General features: G+C 39.7%; 18 protein-coding genes and 1 other annotated feature. Of the genes, 3 read left to right on the forward strand and 15 right to left on the reverse strand.

Annotated elements, in window-relative coordinates; all coding sequences use genetic code 11:
- Nucleotides 1-6: 6 nt before the first annotated feature.
- The 3 genes from J2S11_RS00080 to J2S11_RS00090 form a co-directional block, all read right to left on the reverse strand.
- Complete coding sequence (locus J2S11_RS00080) at nucleotides 7-696, reverse strand: pentapeptide repeat-containing protein (protein WP_307389260.1); 690 nt, start codon at nucleotides 694-696, stop codon at nucleotides 7-9.
- Between the two features lie 247 nt (nucleotides 697-943).
- Complete coding sequence (locus J2S11_RS00085; protein WP_307389263.1) at nucleotides 944-1,867, reverse strand: anti-sigma factor family protein; 924 nt, start codon at nucleotides 1,865-1,867, stop codon at nucleotides 944-946.
- A complete protein-coding gene (locus J2S11_RS00090) occupies nucleotides 1,864-2,418 on the reverse strand; it encodes an RNA polymerase sigma factor (protein ID WP_307389266.1) in 555 nt (184 codons plus the stop codon). Before J2S11_RS00090 ends, J2S11_RS00085 begins: the two co-directional genes overlap by 4 nt.
- Nucleotides 2,419-2,578: 160 nt before the next feature.
- On the opposite strand from J2S11_RS00090, the gene J2S11_RS00095 reads away from it, so the two are divergent.
- Nucleotides 2,579-2,719, forward strand: coding sequence for a YqzM family protein (locus tag J2S11_RS00095; RefSeq protein ID WP_307389268.1), 141 nt, complete (start codon nucleotides 2,579-2,581; stop codon nucleotides 2,717-2,719).
- A gap of 120 nt (nucleotides 2,720-2,839) precedes the next feature.
- On the opposite strand, the gene J2S11_RS00100 is transcribed toward J2S11_RS00095, so the two are convergent.
- A complete protein-coding gene (locus J2S11_RS00100) occupies nucleotides 2,840-5,305 on the reverse strand; it encodes a DNA internalization-related competence protein ComEC/Rec2 (RefSeq protein WP_307389270.1) in 2,466 nt (821 codons plus the stop codon).
- Entirely contained in the window at nucleotides 5,305-5,799 is a 495-nt protein-coding gene (locus tag J2S11_RS00105) for a deoxycytidylate deaminase (protein WP_307389272.1), read from the reverse strand. The genes J2S11_RS00100 and J2S11_RS00105 overlap by 1 nt, the downstream gene beginning before the upstream one ends.
- Nucleotides 5,800-6,138: 339 nt before the next feature.
- Here J2S11_RS00105 and J2S11_RS00110 point away from each other — a divergent pair, with 339 nt between their 5' ends.
- Nucleotides 6,139-6,828, forward strand: a complete 690-nt coding sequence (locus tag J2S11_RS00110) for a transglycosylase SLT domain-containing protein (RefSeq protein WP_307389275.1) — start codon at nucleotides 6,139-6,141, stop codon at nucleotides 6,826-6,828.
- A 35-nt stretch (nucleotides 6,829-6,863) separates the two neighbouring features.
- On the opposite strand, the gene J2S11_RS00115 is transcribed toward J2S11_RS00110, so the two are convergent.
- Complete coding sequence (locus J2S11_RS00115; RefSeq protein ID WP_307389278.1) at nucleotides 6,864-7,616, reverse strand: ComEA family DNA-binding protein; 753 nt, start codon at nucleotides 7,614-7,616, stop codon at nucleotides 6,864-6,866.
- Nucleotides 7,617-7,715: 99 nt separating this feature from the next.
- Here J2S11_RS00115 and comER point away from each other — a divergent pair, with 99 nt between their 5' ends.
- Complete coding sequence (comER, locus tag J2S11_RS00120; protein WP_307389280.1) at nucleotides 7,716-8,558, forward strand: late competence protein ComER; 843 nt, start codon at nucleotides 7,716-7,718, stop codon at nucleotides 8,556-8,558.
- A gap of 109 nt (nucleotides 8,559-8,667) precedes the next feature.
- Here comER and leuS read toward each other — a convergent pair whose 3' ends face one another.
- The 9 genes from leuS to yqeH all read right to left on the reverse strand — a co-directional run bounded on the left by leuS (nucleotide 8,668) and on the right by yqeH (nucleotide 17,178).
- Nucleotides 8,668-11,103, reverse strand: a complete 2,436-nt coding sequence (leuS, locus tag J2S11_RS00125; RefSeq protein WP_307389284.1) for a leucine--tRNA ligase — start codon at nucleotides 11,101-11,103, stop codon at nucleotides 8,668-8,670.
- Between the two features lie 106 nt (nucleotides 11,104-11,209).
- Nucleotides 11,210-11,479 (reverse strand) — a binding site (T-box leader).
- A gap of 62 nt (nucleotides 11,480-11,541) precedes the next feature.
- On the reverse strand, nucleotides 11,542-12,306 hold the full coding sequence (locus tag J2S11_RS00130) for a class I SAM-dependent DNA methyltransferase (RefSeq protein ID WP_307389286.1): 765 nt from the start codon (nucleotides 12,304-12,306) through the stop codon (nucleotides 11,542-11,544).
- A gap of 5 nt (nucleotides 12,307-12,311) precedes the next feature.
- Nucleotides 12,312-13,178, reverse strand: a complete 867-nt coding sequence (locus J2S11_RS00135) for a CvfB family protein (protein ID WP_307389287.1) — start codon at nucleotides 13,176-13,178, stop codon at nucleotides 12,312-12,314.
- Nucleotides 13,175-13,525, reverse strand: a complete 351-nt coding sequence (gene rsfS, locus J2S11_RS00140; protein WP_307389290.1) for a ribosome silencing factor — start codon at nucleotides 13,523-13,525, stop codon at nucleotides 13,175-13,177. The genes J2S11_RS00135 and rsfS overlap by 4 nt, the downstream gene beginning before the upstream one ends.
- Complete coding sequence (yqeK, locus tag J2S11_RS00145; RefSeq protein ID WP_307389293.1) at nucleotides 13,512-14,144, reverse strand: bis(5'-nucleosyl)-tetraphosphatase (symmetrical) YqeK; 633 nt, start codon at nucleotides 14,142-14,144, stop codon at nucleotides 13,512-13,514. Before yqeK ends, rsfS begins: the two co-directional genes overlap by 14 nt.
- The gene (locus J2S11_RS00150; protein ID WP_307389296.1) at nucleotides 14,128-14,766 is read right to left on the reverse strand and encodes a nicotinate-nucleotide adenylyltransferase; all 639 of its coding nucleotides are present in this window, start codon (nucleotides 14,764-14,766) and stop codon (nucleotides 14,128-14,130) included. Before J2S11_RS00150 ends, yqeK begins: the two co-directional genes overlap by 17 nt.
- 64 nt (nucleotides 14,767-14,830) lie before the next feature.
- Nucleotides 14,831-15,121: a ribosome assembly RNA-binding protein YhbY gene (gene yhbY / locus J2S11_RS00155; protein WP_307389299.1), complete on the reverse strand. Its 291-nt coding sequence runs from the start codon at nucleotides 15,119-15,121 to the stop codon at nucleotides 14,831-14,833.
- Entirely contained in the window at nucleotides 15,122-15,997 is an 876-nt protein-coding gene (gene aroE / locus J2S11_RS00160) for a shikimate dehydrogenase (RefSeq protein WP_370875406.1), read from the reverse strand.
- Nucleotides 15,998-16,053: 56 nt separating this feature from the next.
- A complete protein-coding gene (gene yqeH, locus J2S11_RS00165) occupies nucleotides 16,054-17,178 on the reverse strand; it encodes a ribosome biogenesis GTPase YqeH (protein WP_307389302.1) in 1,125 nt (374 codons plus the stop codon).
- Between the last annotated feature and the right edge of the window lie 14 nt (nucleotides 17,179-17,192).

Below are 17,192 nucleotides of genomic sequence, written 5' to 3' on the forward strand. Positions count from 1 at the left end.
TCACTCTTATGTTTCACTCTGATCTTTAACAATTAGACCTAAGTTTTTAGCAAAAGCTATCGCTTGTTCCGAGGAAACAATACAGCCTTCTAGCTCATCAAGAGCAACCATAATGCTTTCAAATTTACATTGACTGATATCCACACCCTTTAGCTTTGTTCCTGAAAACTGGGCCTGATGAATATCTGATTTTCCAAATTCAATTTGGGCAAAGGTAGCCTCAAAAAAGTCTGTGCTACGTAAGGAACAGTCCTCAAAGCGAACCTTTTTAAGGCTTGTTAGACCAAAGGCTGCATAATTTAGCTGACAATCCTTAAAGAGAACATGATTTAATCCTGCCTCTAATAGGTTCGTCCCCACTAGCTTACAATCCCTAAATTCCGCTCTATGTATAATAGCTTTACTCAAGTCCACATTTGATAAATCACATTTCTCAAATATAACATCCGTCAGCTCCACCCCTTTGAGTTGAACCTGATCAAATTGAACCTGTTGAAACACAACCTCTTCAAAGCAAACATGTCTTGCCGTTTGATTTTCAATAGTGCATTCTTTTATAAGCCCCTGATGGAAGGCATCCTCGTCTTGAATATTTCTATCAAGTGTTATTTGATGCTCTAATAGCCTTGGAAGCTTCGGTAATTGGAGATTAAATTTATTGGAGTTTTTCTTTATGTTTTTTAAATCCTTAGCCATGTTATCCCTCATTTAATTGTCTGATTAGGCAGCTTAATAGAGTTTCTATTCTTTCAAACATTATATCACAGAATGGCGGATTTCTTTTTCATGCTTGTGATTATAATTCAATTCATTTGTTCATTTTTAGAGTAAGGAAGATATATAAAAAAGCCACTTGAGTGAATGGCATCCACTCAAGTGACCTATTATTGTCTGGTAAAAAATCATCCTTCAATCATGATCAAAAGTGATGGGGTAGATACCATCACTCATTTGAGTAAGGCTCATCCAAAAGCTCCTCACTTTGTTCTGTCACATCAATTAATAAATATTGGTATTCATCCTGCTCTGAATCATATAACTCGATATGAAGCTGATCATCAGCAACCCAGTCCATGTACGAAATAAACCACGACTCATCCCAATCTAATTGTGTTGAATAGATAGGAGTTTTGTTCTCTGTATCGTTAAAATCGTTGATGTCTATTTTGTGATTCTCAATATCAGCTATGGCTATATACTCTTGATCTGGGGAAACTAGATCCACTAGCTGGCGCTGTCCCAAGGCTACAGATCCCCCTTCTTCGGAAGTGATAGCCATATCCCCCGTTGACTCTTCTTCAGGAATGTTAGAGCTGTCATAGCTCTCTGTCTCAGCCATTTCATTACCTAAGCCAGAGTCATCCATCTTCGCATCAAACGTTCTTATCTCAGCAGAATCATCTGCTGTGAAGAATAACTGATTCTGATCAGTAGGAAAGGCTGTTCCAAAATAGATAGCTAAGACGGCGGCTGCAATGGCTGAACCAGGTATCCACCATTTCTTCTTTAGCCACGTATTCTTGTGTTTGTTCTGTTCTGAAGTTCTTAAAGGAGCTAGATCCACTTTCTCTTTTCCTTCAGAAGTCCCCTCTTCCTGAATCGGAGCAGAGAAGTTAGAAGAGCTAGGCTTAAGTGTCTGCTGATTTTCCCATTCTTCAAGATCTGGAAGGATGGAATTTACAATATCAATAGGTGGATTAACTTTAGGTAATGAACGAAGCTGAACCGTTACCATTCTAAGATTCTCCAGTAATTCCGTACAATCGGAGCAACCGTCTAAATGCTGTTTTAATAACCGCTGTTCATCTTCGTTAAGGTCACCATCTAGCTCACGATTTATTAAGTCATTGACCTCTTCACATTTCACCCTGATACACCACCTTTCTGCAAGTCTTGGAGCAGTGTTTGGAGCTGCTGCCTCGCTCTAAATAAATGGGACTTTACTGTATTAATCGGTAAATCCACTGCTTCTGCAATTTCTTTATAGGATAAGTCCTGTAAATATCTCATAATGACGACCGCACGATGGTTCTCTGGTAGTTGATTAATCGCTTCTTGTATATCCTCAGCAATCATTCGTCGATCCATCTCATCATCTACATAGCTTGACCCGCTTTGATTGAGTACAAACTCATGTTCATCTATGGACACGGCATCCTTTTTCTTCCTACACTTATCAATACAAACGTTTGTTACGATACGCTGTGCCCAAGTTAGAAATTTCGCTTTATGTTCAAACGAATGAAAGCTTTTATAAATCTTAATTAGGGCGTCCTGTGTCGCATCTAAGGCATCTTGTTCATTCCCTAGCATATAGTAGGCTGTGCGGTATAAGGGGGTCTCTACATCTCTTAGCAGCTGAACTAGAGCTTCACGATCTCCGTTCTGGGCGGCCTTGATTCGTTCTGCTTCCTGCACGAACCTTCCTCCTCTCCCCTTGTTATTTCTAACGAAACAAGGTTGAAATATGTTGCAAAAAAAAGAAAAATACTTTGATTAACGAATTTTATCTCCTGAAATTGGTTGCATTCATCCATTCATTTCTTTTATACTAAGAATGATATAGGAGGGTTGCCACATGAGTAATGAATTTGAAAAAGTAAAAGACAACCGCAATGATTTTATAGACTCTGCTGTAGCTTTTGTTGTGGCTACTGGCTTCTTCTTAACGGTTTTTCTTATCTTTACCGTTTTTGGAGTCATCAAAGACTTTCAATAAGAAGAATGGAATGGGCCCTGTTCGTGCAGAACAGGGTTTTTTCTTTTGTATCTATTTTACTATAAGTAACATTAATCGAACAGTATGACCCCTACCCTACTCAAAACCTTATTTTAGACGCTAGCGTTTCTCTTGTAAAGTCGGCCTCACCTTCAAGCTTTTTTGACTTACTGTTATAACAATTCCTCCATGATGATCCGTTCGAAACACACTCATTTGAGGCTGCCTGCTCAGTCGTTCAAGAATTTCAGGATGTGGATGACGATATAAGTTATTTCTTCCCACAGAGATAAGACCTATCTTAGGCTCCGTTTCCACCAAAAGCTCCTCAGTTGTTGATGTTTGGCTACCATGATGTCCTAGCTTCAGAACATCAATTTTTAATCCAGGATATACGTCTAAAATTTCATGTTCACCTGATTCTATCGCATCGCCTGTCCACAAGAACCTGTGACCATAAACATCCTGCAATAATACAATATTGAAGTCATGGGGATTTCCTTCCCACTTAATCCAGGGCCTGTCCTGTTGCGGAAAAAGAACCTGAAAAGTCGAATTCGTCGTTCCCCAGTAATCTCCTCTCCTTAGCCCATAAATTGGAATACCTTGATCTTTAATTTGTGTGAGAACATCTTCCTCTACCTCCGAGATGGGCTGAATTGGACTTTTATACACTCTTTTAATCGCTATTTGACCCAAAAGTCCCTGTATGCCCCCATAGTGATCATAATGCCCATGAGTAAATATAACTTTGTCTACTTTATTAATTCCCCTGTAACGTAGATATGGAAGCAAAATACCTCTTCCCACCTCAAACTCATTTCTACGCTCCATCCAATCCTCTCTCCCAAATGATACCTGTCCTCCTACATCGACGAGAACAACCTCTCTTCTGTATGGTGCCTCAATAACAATCGCTTCTCCTTGTCCTACATCAAGAAGAGTGATATGAGCTCTGGAGTCTATATAAGGGAGTAGCACTTGAATAGCTATCCACAGACATAGTGATGCCAAAGCTAGCCAAACCAATATGTACTGCTTTCTTTCAAGTATCACATAAAACAGGAGGAGCAAACTGAAATAACCTAGCAGCCACATACCAGAAGGCTCTCCAGAATAAATAACAGTAAAAGGAAAATCATACAGCCTTCCAAGTATAACATGAACAAAATCTAAGCTCTTCTCGTAAATATAAACACCTAATTCGATTAAGTAAGGATGAATATAACTAAGTAACGGAAGCAGGAAGGCAGCTGGAATAAAAAACAAGGAGTAAAGAGGGATGACTATGATGTTCACTAACAGAGAAAGAGGTGAGAATAGGTGGAAATTGTAAACAAGGAATGGAAACGCAGCTAGTTCGGCAACAATAGCTATAGTGATAGGCTGAGTAAGCTTTGGTGACTTCATAAATACCTGTAACCACTTATTAACATACGGGGAGGCAACAATAAGCATGAAAGTAACAAAATAAGATAATTGGAAGCCAATTTGATAGATGAGCATGGGGTTAAAAAGGAGGTTAATTATAAAAACAAGATACAAAATAAGAAGAGAATGCTTCCAAAGACCATAGCGTAGTAATACTAAACCCAGCATAGCCATTAAACCTGCTCGAATAACTGAGGGCTGAGCCCCTGCTAAATAAATGAAAATGGGGATTAACACAAGCAGAATACTAATGACCTTTTCTTTGGTTAATGGTAATTGCATAAGAATAGCATACAAGCTATACACCACAATTCCTACATGCAAACCTGAAATGGCTAAAATATGAACAATCCCTAGCTGCTGGTACATTTCAGTAATGTCTCTGTCTATATCCGTCCTATAGCCTACAGTCATAGCTTGCACAATTGGTGCAATTTGTTCAGAAAATAGCATATTCGTTTGTTGAATCCATTGATTTCTTCGCTGGTCTAAGGTTAGCCTAATACGATCAAGAAGCTTTTGACTTTCTTTAATTGTCCATTCTGTATCAACGGATAAAGCAGTAAAGTATATATACTGTGTACGTAAGAACTGCTGATAATTAAACGCTCCAGGATTGCGTCCTTCTTGGGGAATTTGGATTTTTACATTCCCCTGCCACAAATCACCTTTTCTCCAAGTGGAAGTCTTGTCGAGTTCTTCTTCAACTTCAGCATATCGATTGACTCTAATGAGCTGAGGTTTCTCCAAACGATTACCGTTGACATATCGAACATTTAAATCATAACGGATTCGATTTCCATCGAGTTCTACGGAAGAATGTAGAGTTCCTGTAACCTTAACAATTTGTTCATTTTGAGCGTAAGTATGTAAAGGAGAGTAAGTTTGAGCAAGCTGTTCTTTATGGGTAACGTGAAAAAGGTAAAAGTAACTTATGAAGAGGAGCAGAAGGAGGCTGAAGGCGAGATACAAATTCTTTTTTTGCTTTATCACATAAGGATGATCAGCCGGATAAAGCAGCTTGCTTCGGAAGAGAATCAAAAGGGCGCAGAGTAAGCTCCAGAGGATCGGGAGCCACCAGGTTGGAGCTAGCTTAGTTACTAGAATAAGCTGTCCAATAAAGGCTCCCATAAAATAGCTTGTTAGTTGAAGCATTATTCGATAACCTGTAAAGTCAATCCTTCTGGAGCTTCATATTCCTCTAAATGTCTTAGGACGATCCCTTTTTCCTCTAATAATCGTGAAACTCGCAAATGATCCTTCACATAAGCCCTATGAAACACAACCTCAATAATTCCACTGTTTGCTAGCATATTTGTACATGTCCAGCAAGGCTGATCCGTTACGAAAACAGTTGCACCCTGGCGATTCTCACGATCAGTGAACAGCAATAGGTTCTGTTCAGCGTGAATGGTTCGCACACAGCGCTCCTTTTTTTGCATGACACCATTTTCTTCTTCATAGCTTTCGGAAATCATGCATCCTTCTTCATAACAATCTGGTGTTCCAGCAGGTGAACCGTTATAAGCTGTACCAAGTATCTTCTTATCTTTTACTAAGACGGCACCTACATGTCTACGTGGACAGGTTGCTCTAGTAGCCGCCATATAGGCCATATCCATAAAATAAAAATCCCATGATTTTCGCATTATTGTAACCTCAATTTCTTCTTAATTTATTTTGTTCTATTAGAGTACTATTAAAGCTTCATTAGTTCTTCTAAATCTCCATTATAATGCTTTCCATGTCCCCCTGAGTTAGGTAGTGAAATAAAGAAACAAAATTAACCAAGGATTTACTAAAACATACTTTTTAGTCATAAACCTCTAAAATGTGAAATGAATGTTTTGCAACAAATGATTTGATTCGATATAATCCAATGAGTTTATCCTGTTTGTTATATTCCTTTTTATGGTAAAAGATGAACAGGTTTAAAACTTTTAAGAAACGGTTATTAATGGATTGGGTGCAAGAAAGGTAGTGATGAAATGCCCGCTTTACTGATTTTTTTACTTGTTTTCTTATTAACACTTTTACCAGGAGACGTGGTTAACAACGATAAAAAATCCTTTGCTCAGATCAATCAGGAGCTTATTGCTTGGGATAACCAGCAGCATTTTTCTCTAGCTGAGTTTAATCAACGAAGGCAAGACTTTTCTGAATTGATTACGTACTATCTGGATCAAATTGACCATAAGCTCTCGGAAGAGGAAATGGAACATTTGATTAAGGAATCTAATCGATACGATATTCCACCAGAAATTCTAATTAAACTATTAAAAACGGAATCTAACTTTGATAAGGATACGATTGGACCACGAACCCAATATGGACATGCTTATGGTATAGCTCAATTCATGGAAAATACGGCTCCTTGGATTGCAAGTATGGCAAATTTAGAGTACGAGATGGAGTATCTGTTTGATCCGATTTACTCCATTACACTTGCAGCAACGTACTTAAATTATTTGCAATATGGTGATGGACAAGGACATGAAGGCTTTCATGATTGGCACGCCTCCCTTACTGCGTATAATAGAGGGGTAGCCGGATTGAATTCTTATGTGCGCAACCATCAAACCACAGTATCTAGGTTCTCTAACACTATTATAAATCAAGCAGAGGCCATAGCACTAGAAGAAGATAATCAGGAAATAACAGAGGTAAGTTTTCGCTAATTCATAGAGATTCTTTGGCTCTTCTACTCAACAGGTTATATTTCTATCATTTCTTTTAGCTGGTCATAAATTTTTGAACCTATTCCAGAGATGTTCATTAGTTCCTCAATATGTTGAAAAAGGCCTTGCTCTGTTCGATACTGAATAATAGCTTGTGCCCGACTAGCACCTACACCTGGTAGATTTTGAAGTTCATCCGCCGAAGCTGTGTTAATGTTAATCTTCCCTGAGGAAGAAGAGGGAGAATTTGCACTTTGAGGAGTTTGTGGAGAATTCAAATCGTCTAGAACTACTGGAAGTTGCCCGTCTTCTATTTCATTTAGTGTAGGAACATAAATCACCATACCATCGTACACCTTCTGAGCTAGATTGATGTGATTCGTACTTCCTTCCGCTCTGACTTGTCCTGCCTTATTCAGCGCATCAATCACTCTATCTCCATCCTGTAAATTATAGACACCTGGTTTATCTACAGCCCCTTTTACATCTACAATTACCTCATTGACATCCGTATGACTCACTTGATCCACTTGATTGACCTGATCTGTCAATTTAACCTGATCTAAATGTTCACCTTGATTTGTTTTCTTTCCTTCCGACTCAGGCTCTTCTATTTGCTCGTGTTGTTCATCACCATTTAGAGTACCTTCATACACTAATTCGAGTTCGATTTGCTCCATGTTTTTCTGTCCTGTAAAAAAAGAAAAAAGAAGACTCCCTACTACGGCACACGCGATGGCTACATAAACCAACCACTTCTTTTCTCTACTCGTCCATTTTTTTTTCATTTGTTTTCCTCCTTATTCAATATCATTTTTCGAAAAAGATGTAGTCAAATGCCTAGCATACACATAAGAATAGATATAAACACCGATTGGGGGATTATTATGCAAATTGGCTTTATTGGAACGGGGAGTATGGGAACTATTCTTATTGAGGCTTTTATCCAAGCAAGGGTACTAGCTCCTTCGCATATTCATGCTGCAAATCGAACCTTCAGCAAGGTGAAGGAATTGGCCCAGATTTATACAGGTCTCCATGCTTACCCTACGAATATAAGAGTTGCCCAACGAGCGGATGTTATTTTTCTCTGTGTTAAGCCACTAGAATTTAAGCAGGTTGTAGATGAAATTGCGCCATTTATCCATGATCGTCAATTAATCGTTTCCATTACTAGTCCTATTCAAATCGAAGAGCTTGAGCAGGCACTTGAAGCCAAGATAGCCAAGATTATTCCAAGTATTACGAATTCCGTTGGGAAGGGTGCCTCTTTAATCATTGCGGGTTCTAGATGTACTGAGGAGGATAAGCAATATCTTCAGGAGCTGATGAGTGGGATTAGCAGACCAGTTTGGATAGAAGAACATTGGACTAGGGTTTCCTCGGACATTGCGAGCTGTGGTCCGGCATTTCTAAGTTTTATGCTACAAGAAATGATTGAAGGTGCTGTAAGAAAAACTGGGATATCACGGGAACAAGCTACTACACTAACAACAAATATGATTGTTGGACTAGGGGAGTTATTTAAGCAAGGTAAGTTTACCCTTCAAAGTTTGCAAGAGAGAGTGTGTGTACCTGGTGGAGTTACAGGAGCAGGGCTAGGGGTGCTTGAAAAAGAGCTCTCAGGAGTCTTTGATAAACTATTTCAGGAGACACACAGGAAGTTTGATGAAGACCGTCAGCAAGTGATCGACATGTTTTCAGAGTACGAGGCCGAGGAGCTTCGATAGTGGTAAGAACTAAAAAAGAACAGCTTAGAGAGCATTCCTTCTAAGCTGTTTTATATATTCTATAGTTTATTTGAAAATCCTTTTTGTCTATACTTTTTTTTAGAATTTTTTAGTTCGCTACGATATTCACCAGCTTACCTGGCACCGCAACGATTTTACGGACACTTTTCCCGTCTAGCTGACTCTTTACTTCTTCATGCTCTAAAGCAAATTGTTCCAAAGCTTCTTTGTCCAAAGTAGCAGAAACCTTTAATCTAGCTTTAATCTTACCGTTAATTTGGACCACGATTTCAACCTCATCCTCAACTAGCTTGCTTTCGTCATATTCTGGCCAAGCTTGATACGCTAAAGTATCAGACTTTCCAAGTACAAAAGCTAATTCTTCAGCAATGTGAGGAGCAAATGGAACTAGAAGCTTGGTAAAATCGATAAGGCTTGCTTTTGGAATTTCCGCTAGCTTATACGCTTCATTAATAAACACCATCATTTGGCTAATAGCTGTATTAAATCGGAGATGCTCAATGTCTTCTGTAACCTTTTTAATCGTTTGATGCCAAACACGTGTAAATTCTTCTGTTGCTTCCACATCCTTAATGCTTGAAGACAATTCACCCTGATCTGTTACAACTAATCTCCAAATCCGGCTAAGGAAACGATGAGCTCCATCTACACCTGTCATACTCCAAGGCTTTGTAGCTTCCAATGGCCCCATAAACATCTCATAGATTCTAAGTGTATCTGCACCATGAGATGCAATAATATCATCTGGGTTTACAACATTGCCTTTTGATTTACTCATTTTTTCGTTATTTTCCCCAAGAATCATTCCCTGATTAACTAGCTTTTGGAATGGTTCCTTCGTGGAGACTATTCCTAGGTCATATAGGACCTTATGCCAAAAACGAGCATAAAGCAAATGCAATACGGCGTGCTCAGCACCACCTATATAGACATCAACAGGAAGCCATTTTTCTTGCTTCTCTTTAGAGCAAAGCTCCTGATCATTTTTCGGATCAATAAACCTTAAATAATACCAGCAGCTCCCTGCCCATTGAGGCATTGTATTTGTTTCTCTGCGTGCCTTCATGCCCGTTTCAGGGTCAATTGTGTTCACCCAATCGGTTACGTTTGCCAGTGGGGATTCCCCTGTTCCAGAAGGCTTAATTTGGTCAATTTCTGGTAGGATGAGCGGAAGCTCAGATTCAGGGATTGGTTTAATCGTTCCGTCCTCTAGATGCAAGATAGGTATAGGCTCTCCCCAATAGCGCTGTCTACTAAACAGCCAATCTCTCAAACGATAGCTGATTTTTTTCGTTCCTTTACCTGATTTCTCAAGCCACTCAATCATTTTACTAACCGCTTCTTCGTTACGGAAGCCATCTAGGAAATCGGAGTTTACATGCTCACCATCACCTGTGTACGCTTCGGCTTGAATATCTTCCCCACCTTGAACTACCTCAATAATCGGAAGCTCAAATTGCTTGGCAAATTCATGGTCACGCTGATCATGACCTGGTACAGCCATGATCGCACCTGTCCCATAGCTAACCAATACGTAATCCGCGACCCAAATAGGAACCTTTTGCTGATTTACTGGGTTAATGGCATAAGCCCCTGTAAATACACCCGTTTTGCCTTTAGCTAGATCTGTTCGTTCTAGATCACTTTTTCGAGCTGCTTTTTCTTGATAGTCTTTAACCTGTTGCTCATAAGCCGCTGTAGTCATTTTCTCTACAAGTGGATGCTCTGGAGCTAAAACACAATAGGTTGCTCCAAAAAGGGTATCAGGACGAGTTGTGAAGACCTCTATATGTTCCTCATGACCGTCTATCTCAAAAATCACCTCAGCCCCTTCAGAGCGTCCAATCCAGTTACGCTGCATATCCTTAATGCTTTCAGACCAATCAAGCTCCTCTAAATCCTCTAGCAACCGATCTGCATACTCTGTAATTTTAAGCATCCATTGACGCATTGGCTTACGAATAACGGGATGACCACCACGTTCACTTTTTCCATCAATAATCTCTTCATTTGCTAATACTGTACCTAGAGCTGGACACCAATTGACGGGAACCTCCGCGACATACGCTAGACCCTTTTTGTATAACTGAATAAAAATCCATTGTGTCCATTTGTAATAATCTGGATCTGTTGTACTAAACTCTCGATCCCAATCATAGGAAAAACCTAACGCCTTAATTTGTCTTCTAAAATTATCAATATTCTTTTTCGTAATGTCTCTTGGATGCTCTCCGGTATCAATAGCATGCTGCTCAGCTGGCAAACCAAACGCATCCCAGCCCATCGGATGAAGGACATTATAGCCCTGCATTCTTTTATAACGAGCAATAATATCTGTTGCCGTCTGACCCTCAGGATGTCCAACATGTAAGCCAGCTCCTGAAGGATACGGAAACATATCTAGGACATAGAACTTTTCTTTATCTGCATCCTCTTCCGTTTTAAATGTTTTATTTTCTTCCCAGTATCCCTGCCATTTTTTCTCTATCGCTTGAGCATTATAGCCAGTAAATGTTTTGCCCATGTGACAGCCCCCTTCTTTTAAATAAAGTTCTTTAGATTAAACAAATTCTTTTAAATAAAGCTTAATAATGAAAAATATAAAAACCTCCCACCCTCAGCTCTTTATAGCTAGGGGCGAGAGGTTAATTACGTAATCATATGGTCCCGCGGTACCACCCTAATCCATTCCTATACACTCACTTTAGTGTTTCAAGCTGTACACCCGTAAGCTACAGGAATGATCTTCATTATCCTTATCGCGGAAAACGGTAGAGATTACTACTCCTTCATCTCTACAGACTCACAAGGCGAGTTCACTCACTTTACTACTGACTTGCACCAACCGTCAGCTCTCTGAAAGTAAAAGCAAAGCTACTACTCCTGATCTCAGTCTTATGTCTATGGGAGAAAAACAAATATTAAATTTAATTTAGATTATATGCAATGGTAAGGATATATGTCAACCTTTACTGACATTTTTTTCTCTTTTTTGTGCTGTTATTATAATTCGTTCACTTTTCTCTTGAGGCTCTTGATATTCAAAATCTGCTGAAATTGAGGCTATCTTAAAGCCTGCCTCACTTAGCCATGTACATAAATCTTCTATCTCATAAGCCTTTTGAACATGAGTTTCATCGAATCTCTCATACAACAACTCTTCTGTTTGATGGAAAAAGGTGAGCTGATGCTCTATGAGATACTCCTCTTCCTCCCAAAAGCATTGCCAAATGAGTGATGTTTTATCCTCAGCGGAAGCAAAAGTATGATCACCAAATATCTCTCTCATTTTAAACAGGGAATGGACGTCAAATATAAAATAACCTTCTTCTTTAAGGTTAGCTGATACGGATTGAAATACAGCTTGTACATCTTCTTCAGAAGTTATGTAATTAAGAGAGTCACAAAAGCAAACAATTGTATCTACCTTTTCAACTAATTCAATCTCACGCATATCTTGCTCTAGCCATTGAATGGGTACTCTGGCATCTCTGCTTTTTTCAGAAGCTAACACTAGCATATCAGCAGAGTTGTCCAGTCCGATTAGCTGAAAACCTTTTTTTCCAAGCTCCACGGTTAGAGTACCCGTTCCACATCCTAGATCAAGAATCGATTGCATAGAGGGCTGGACTTCACTCTTGTGCTTTTCCATCAGCTCTAGCCAATTGTCGTAAGGAGCGTCCTGCATCAGCTCATCATATACGTAAGCAAAGCGTGCATAGGTCATGTTCTTTACTCCTTTGAGCTGAGCAACTGAGTCCAGCCGTCCTTTTGTACGATTTTGCGCTCCTTCATCAGTTTTCCTAACGCTCTTTTAAAAGCAGCTTTACTCATACCAAGCTTCTGCTGAATCACATCAGGCGGGGTTTTGTCATGGTAAGGCATGGAGCCTCCTCGCTGCTCTAAATAATCTAAGATTGTTTGGCTGTCATCAGTCATTGCCTTTTCCTTAGATTCCTTAAGGGAAGCATTCATCCGGCCATCCTCACGAACAAACGTGATCCGTACTGTAAGTTGTTGACCAAGTCTAAGCTCACCTCTAATTTCTGTTCGAGGTAAAAAGATAACATGCCCCTTCTCACTCAGAAGAAAAGCACCGTCAGGAAACTGTTTATACACTCTTCCTGTAAGCTTGGTATTAAGCAGCTCTGCCTGGCCAGCTTTGGCTTCAGACAAAATCGTTTCGGTTGGTACAAGCTTGGCTAGCATTCTCCCCTGTTTATCATGAGTGAGATAAACATATAACTCATCATTTTCTACTGGCCATTCATCTCTAGATGGTGGACACTCAGAATATGGAAGCAAAAGATCTCTCTTTAGTCCCATATCTAAATAAACACCGTTTTTAGAGCTTGTATCGATCACGTTAAGCCACTTTTTCTGACCAAGCTCTATTTTAGGCTCGGTCATTGTAGCAGCTAAACGATTTTGATGATCATGATATAAGAAAACGCGCACATTCTGATCCACTTCAATAGCACCATCGACTTCAGACTGGTGAAGCAAGACATCCTCATAACCATTGGTTAGGAAATATCCAAAATCAGCCTGACGTGTAACTTGTAATTCCTCAAAAGTTCCTGCTTGAAGAGTGGTCATCGAACGTTTTCCACCTCAATTCGTTCGGCATCTGTCCAAAGTTTTTCAAGATGGTAGTACTCTCTTTCCTCTCGGTGGAAAATATGAGCGACAACATCTCCTAAATCGAGCAGTACCCATCTAGCCTCATCAAAGCCCTCCATAGGTTTTGGATCGAGGCCAAGCTCAAACGCCTTCTCTCTAATTTCTTTAGCAATGGATTGCACCTGTGTTTCCGAGTTACCATGGCAGATCACAAAGTAATCAGCCACCACTGAAAGCCCCTGGATGTTCAATATCACTGGGTCATGTCCTTTTTTTTCTTCAGTTGCGTGAATCACCATAGATAATACTTCATTTACATTCATCGTCTAAACGTTCCCCCTTTTTCCCATTAGTGTGCCCTAACCCAACCCTTAAAAACTCATAAGCAGAAATTGTTAAAGGATAGACCTCTTGCCCTTGTTGCTGCAAAAACTGAATCGTATTGCTTAACGCTAAGGCTAGAGCACGATCTATATCTTTTAACGCAAGCTCTCTCACTTCTTCTAATCCTATAAACTTTCTTCCTGGTTCAATATAATCTGCAAGGCAGACGACTTTCTCGAGCAAGGACATTCCAGGTCTCCCTGTCGTATGAAAACGAATAGCATTTAATATATCCTTATGCTCAATTCCTATTTCTTTTTGAACAAGCTGAGCCCCAACAGGAGCATGCCACAATTCTTTGTGATAATCTAATAAATCATTGGGGATATCAGCTGTATGTTTAATTATCTTTACCATTTCAGATTCATCTCTAAACTTAGCATAATCATGAAATATCGCTGCAATTTCAGCTTCATATGGATCTACACCATATCTACCAGCAAGCTCCTTCGCTGCTTGGACAACACCAAGAGTATGGATGTACCTCTTCTCTGGCATTTGATCCTTTACAGCTTGAAGCATTTCTTCCTTAGTCCACTGATCAAATTTCTTTACCATACAATTGTTTCTCCTCTATATACCGATAGACAGCCTCAGGGACTAGAAAACGAATGCTTTGCCCTTTTCCCTTCAATTCCCGAATTAGTGTGGATGAGATGTGGGATGGCACTGTTTCTACCTTACTTACATAGGATCGGTAAGGATGCTCAGGAGCAAGACTCCATCCCGGTCTACCCACTCCGATAAATGGAATCATCTCAACCAATTCCTCAATGCGATACCATTTAGGTAAATATTCCACCATATCAGCACCAATAACAAAGGAAAAAACATGGTCAGGATAGCTCTCCTGTAAGGTTGAGACCGTTTGAAACGTGTACGACGGTCCTTCAACTTCATGCTCAACCAGACTTAGCTTAAAGCCTGCAATATCTTGAATAGCTAACCTAACCATTTCAATCCGCTCATCGGCTGAACTGACCTGCTCATCTTGCTTATGAGGAGGCAGCTTTGCTGGGACAAACCAGATTTCATCAAGTGAACACGTCTCTCGTACCACATTTGCTACATACAAATGGGTAGAGTGGATGGGATCAAATGTCCCTCCTAGTAAGCCAACTTTCTTTTTTTGGTTTTCTTGAACATTTTTTGATTGCTGCCATTTTTTTAATTGTTGCACTAGAAAACTCCCCCGTTACGTTGATCTATATCCTCTTTTAGATACGATTAAGATCTCGAATAGGTTACGGTAGAGATATTTCTTTATTTTCCTCAGATTCCTTGTACAGCACAATTGTTTTGCCGATGATTTGAACAAGCTCTGCGTCTGCACCTTTTGACAATTCCTCTGCCACTTCATCCTTATCCTGGTCACAATTTTGTAGGATAGACACTTTAATTAATTCTCTCGCCTCTAAAGCTTCTCTAATTTGGATAATTAGATTGTCATTGACCCCCGCTTTACCTACTTGAAAAATAGGGTTAAGATGATGGGCTAATGATCTTAAATACCTCTTTTGTTTTCCCGTTAACATTTATTGCTTTCCTCCTAGCTGTAATTGTTCTACTACTTCTTTTTTCATCACTTCAATAGGAGCTTCAAGACCTGTAAAACGCTCGAAGGCCAAGGCTCCTTGGTATAAAAACATTCCCAAACCCTCATGAATAATTGCCCCCTCACTCTCTGCCTGTTTCAAAAAAGCAGTATGTAATGGATTATAGACAATATCACTTACAATTGTTGCTGGTCTAATTCCCTTCAGCGAAAGGGGAACTTGCTCAATATTTGGCCACATTCCTGTTGGGGTCGTATGAATAATTAACGTAAATTCACCAAGCTTCGTTTCATCGAGCTCTTCTAATGATAATGTATGAATATGAGGGGAACCGCTATAAGCTTCAAGTTGCTTTTGTAATTCCTCAGCTTTTGCTAAAGTACGATTAGCAATCGTTATTTTTTGGGCACCCATTTTTAATAAATAAATGCCGATTCCTTTAGCTGCACCTCCTGCTCCTAACAGCAGGATTGAAGCTGTAGGAAGCTCTACTTTAGTTTCTGCAAGTAAGGAGCGGACATACCCTTCTCCATCAGTATTATAGCCTTTAAGCCTTCCATCCTCTTGCCTCACGATTGTATTAACTGCTCCGATAACTTTTGCTTCATCATCTATTTCATCAAGAAATTCAATCACTTTTTCCTTGTGCGGAATTGAAACATTTACCCCACCAATTCCTAATGTTCTTATTGCAGCTATTGCCTTTCCAAGCTGTTCAGGTGCAATATCAAACGCTTGATACTGATGCCCTATTCCAAGAGCTTTATAAGCGGCATTATGCATCAGAGGAGAAAGACTATGATGCACAGGATGTGCCATCAGTCCGAAAAGCTTGCCTTGTCCTTGTCCAATCAACGATATACACCTTCTATCTTTGGAGTTATTGATATTATCTCTAAAGTTAATTATTTCTATATTAATGCCTTGCGTACGGTTACAGTCACACCCTCTGGAGCATGAGCTTCTACATAAGCCCCACTGCCTTTAAGCGTAACCCAGCCCAAACCTGAGAAAACAATGTCAGTAGGCTCTGCTTTAATTTTGAAGCTGTGCTTCTTCATCTTAGGCCACGTACTTAACTGATTTTCTCCTGGCGGGCTTAAAAGTCCACCTAGATGATTGCTATATAGCTCGTCCGCTTTCTCCAGCTTCGTTCTATGAATGGTCACTAGATTAGACACATAACAAACGAAGGACTGGTGATCACCCTGAACAAAATCTAACCGGGAGAGACCGCCGAAAAATAACGTCTGCTGCTCATCAAGCTGAAAAACCTTTGGCTTGATTGGTTTACTAGGTGATACCGTTTTAAGCTCCTCAGTAGAAATATAATGAGCCATTTGATGCCTGTTAATGATCCCTGGCGTATCATAGAGAGCACTTCCATCTTCAAAAGGAATCTCAATTAGATCTAAGGTTGTACCAGGAAACCTTGAAGCTGTCAGTAACTCATTATCCTGCACACCTACTTTTTTCAGAATTTGGTTGATTAGCGTTGTTTTCCCGACGTTTGTTGCTCCTACAATATAGACATTTTGCTTTTTACGATAGTGATCAATTGTTTGCAGAAGCTCCTCAATAAGCATTCCTTTTTCAGCACTACAAAACAATACATCTAAAGGCTTAAGTCCCATCTCTTTAACGGAATGCTGAAGCCAATTCTTCATCCGGTTAAGGTTCATATTTTTCGGCAGTAAATCCACTTTATTTCCCACAACTAGAATAGGGTTGTTTCCAACGAACCTTTGAATACCAGTTATCCAGCTCCCATTAAAATCGAACATATCTACTATCTTTACAACCAACGCTCTAGAATCCCCAATACTGTGTAAAATCCTTAAATAGTCTTCGTCAGTCAGCTCCACAGGAGAAACTTCGCTATAGTGGGTGATTTTAAAGCAGCGCTGACAAATAATCCGATCCTTAGCTAGGGCAGATTTTGGTACATAGCCTGCCTTTTCTTTGTCTTGTGTTTGCAGTTTTACCCCACAGCCTGAACAGCTTTTTTCCTGTACATTTTCTTCACTATTAACCATTATGTTATCTAAAG

It is taken from the genome of Bacillus horti (assembly GCF_030813115.1).
Lineage (GTDB): Bacteria > Bacillota > Bacilli > Caldalkalibacillales > JCM-10596 > Bacillus_CH > Bacillus_CH horti.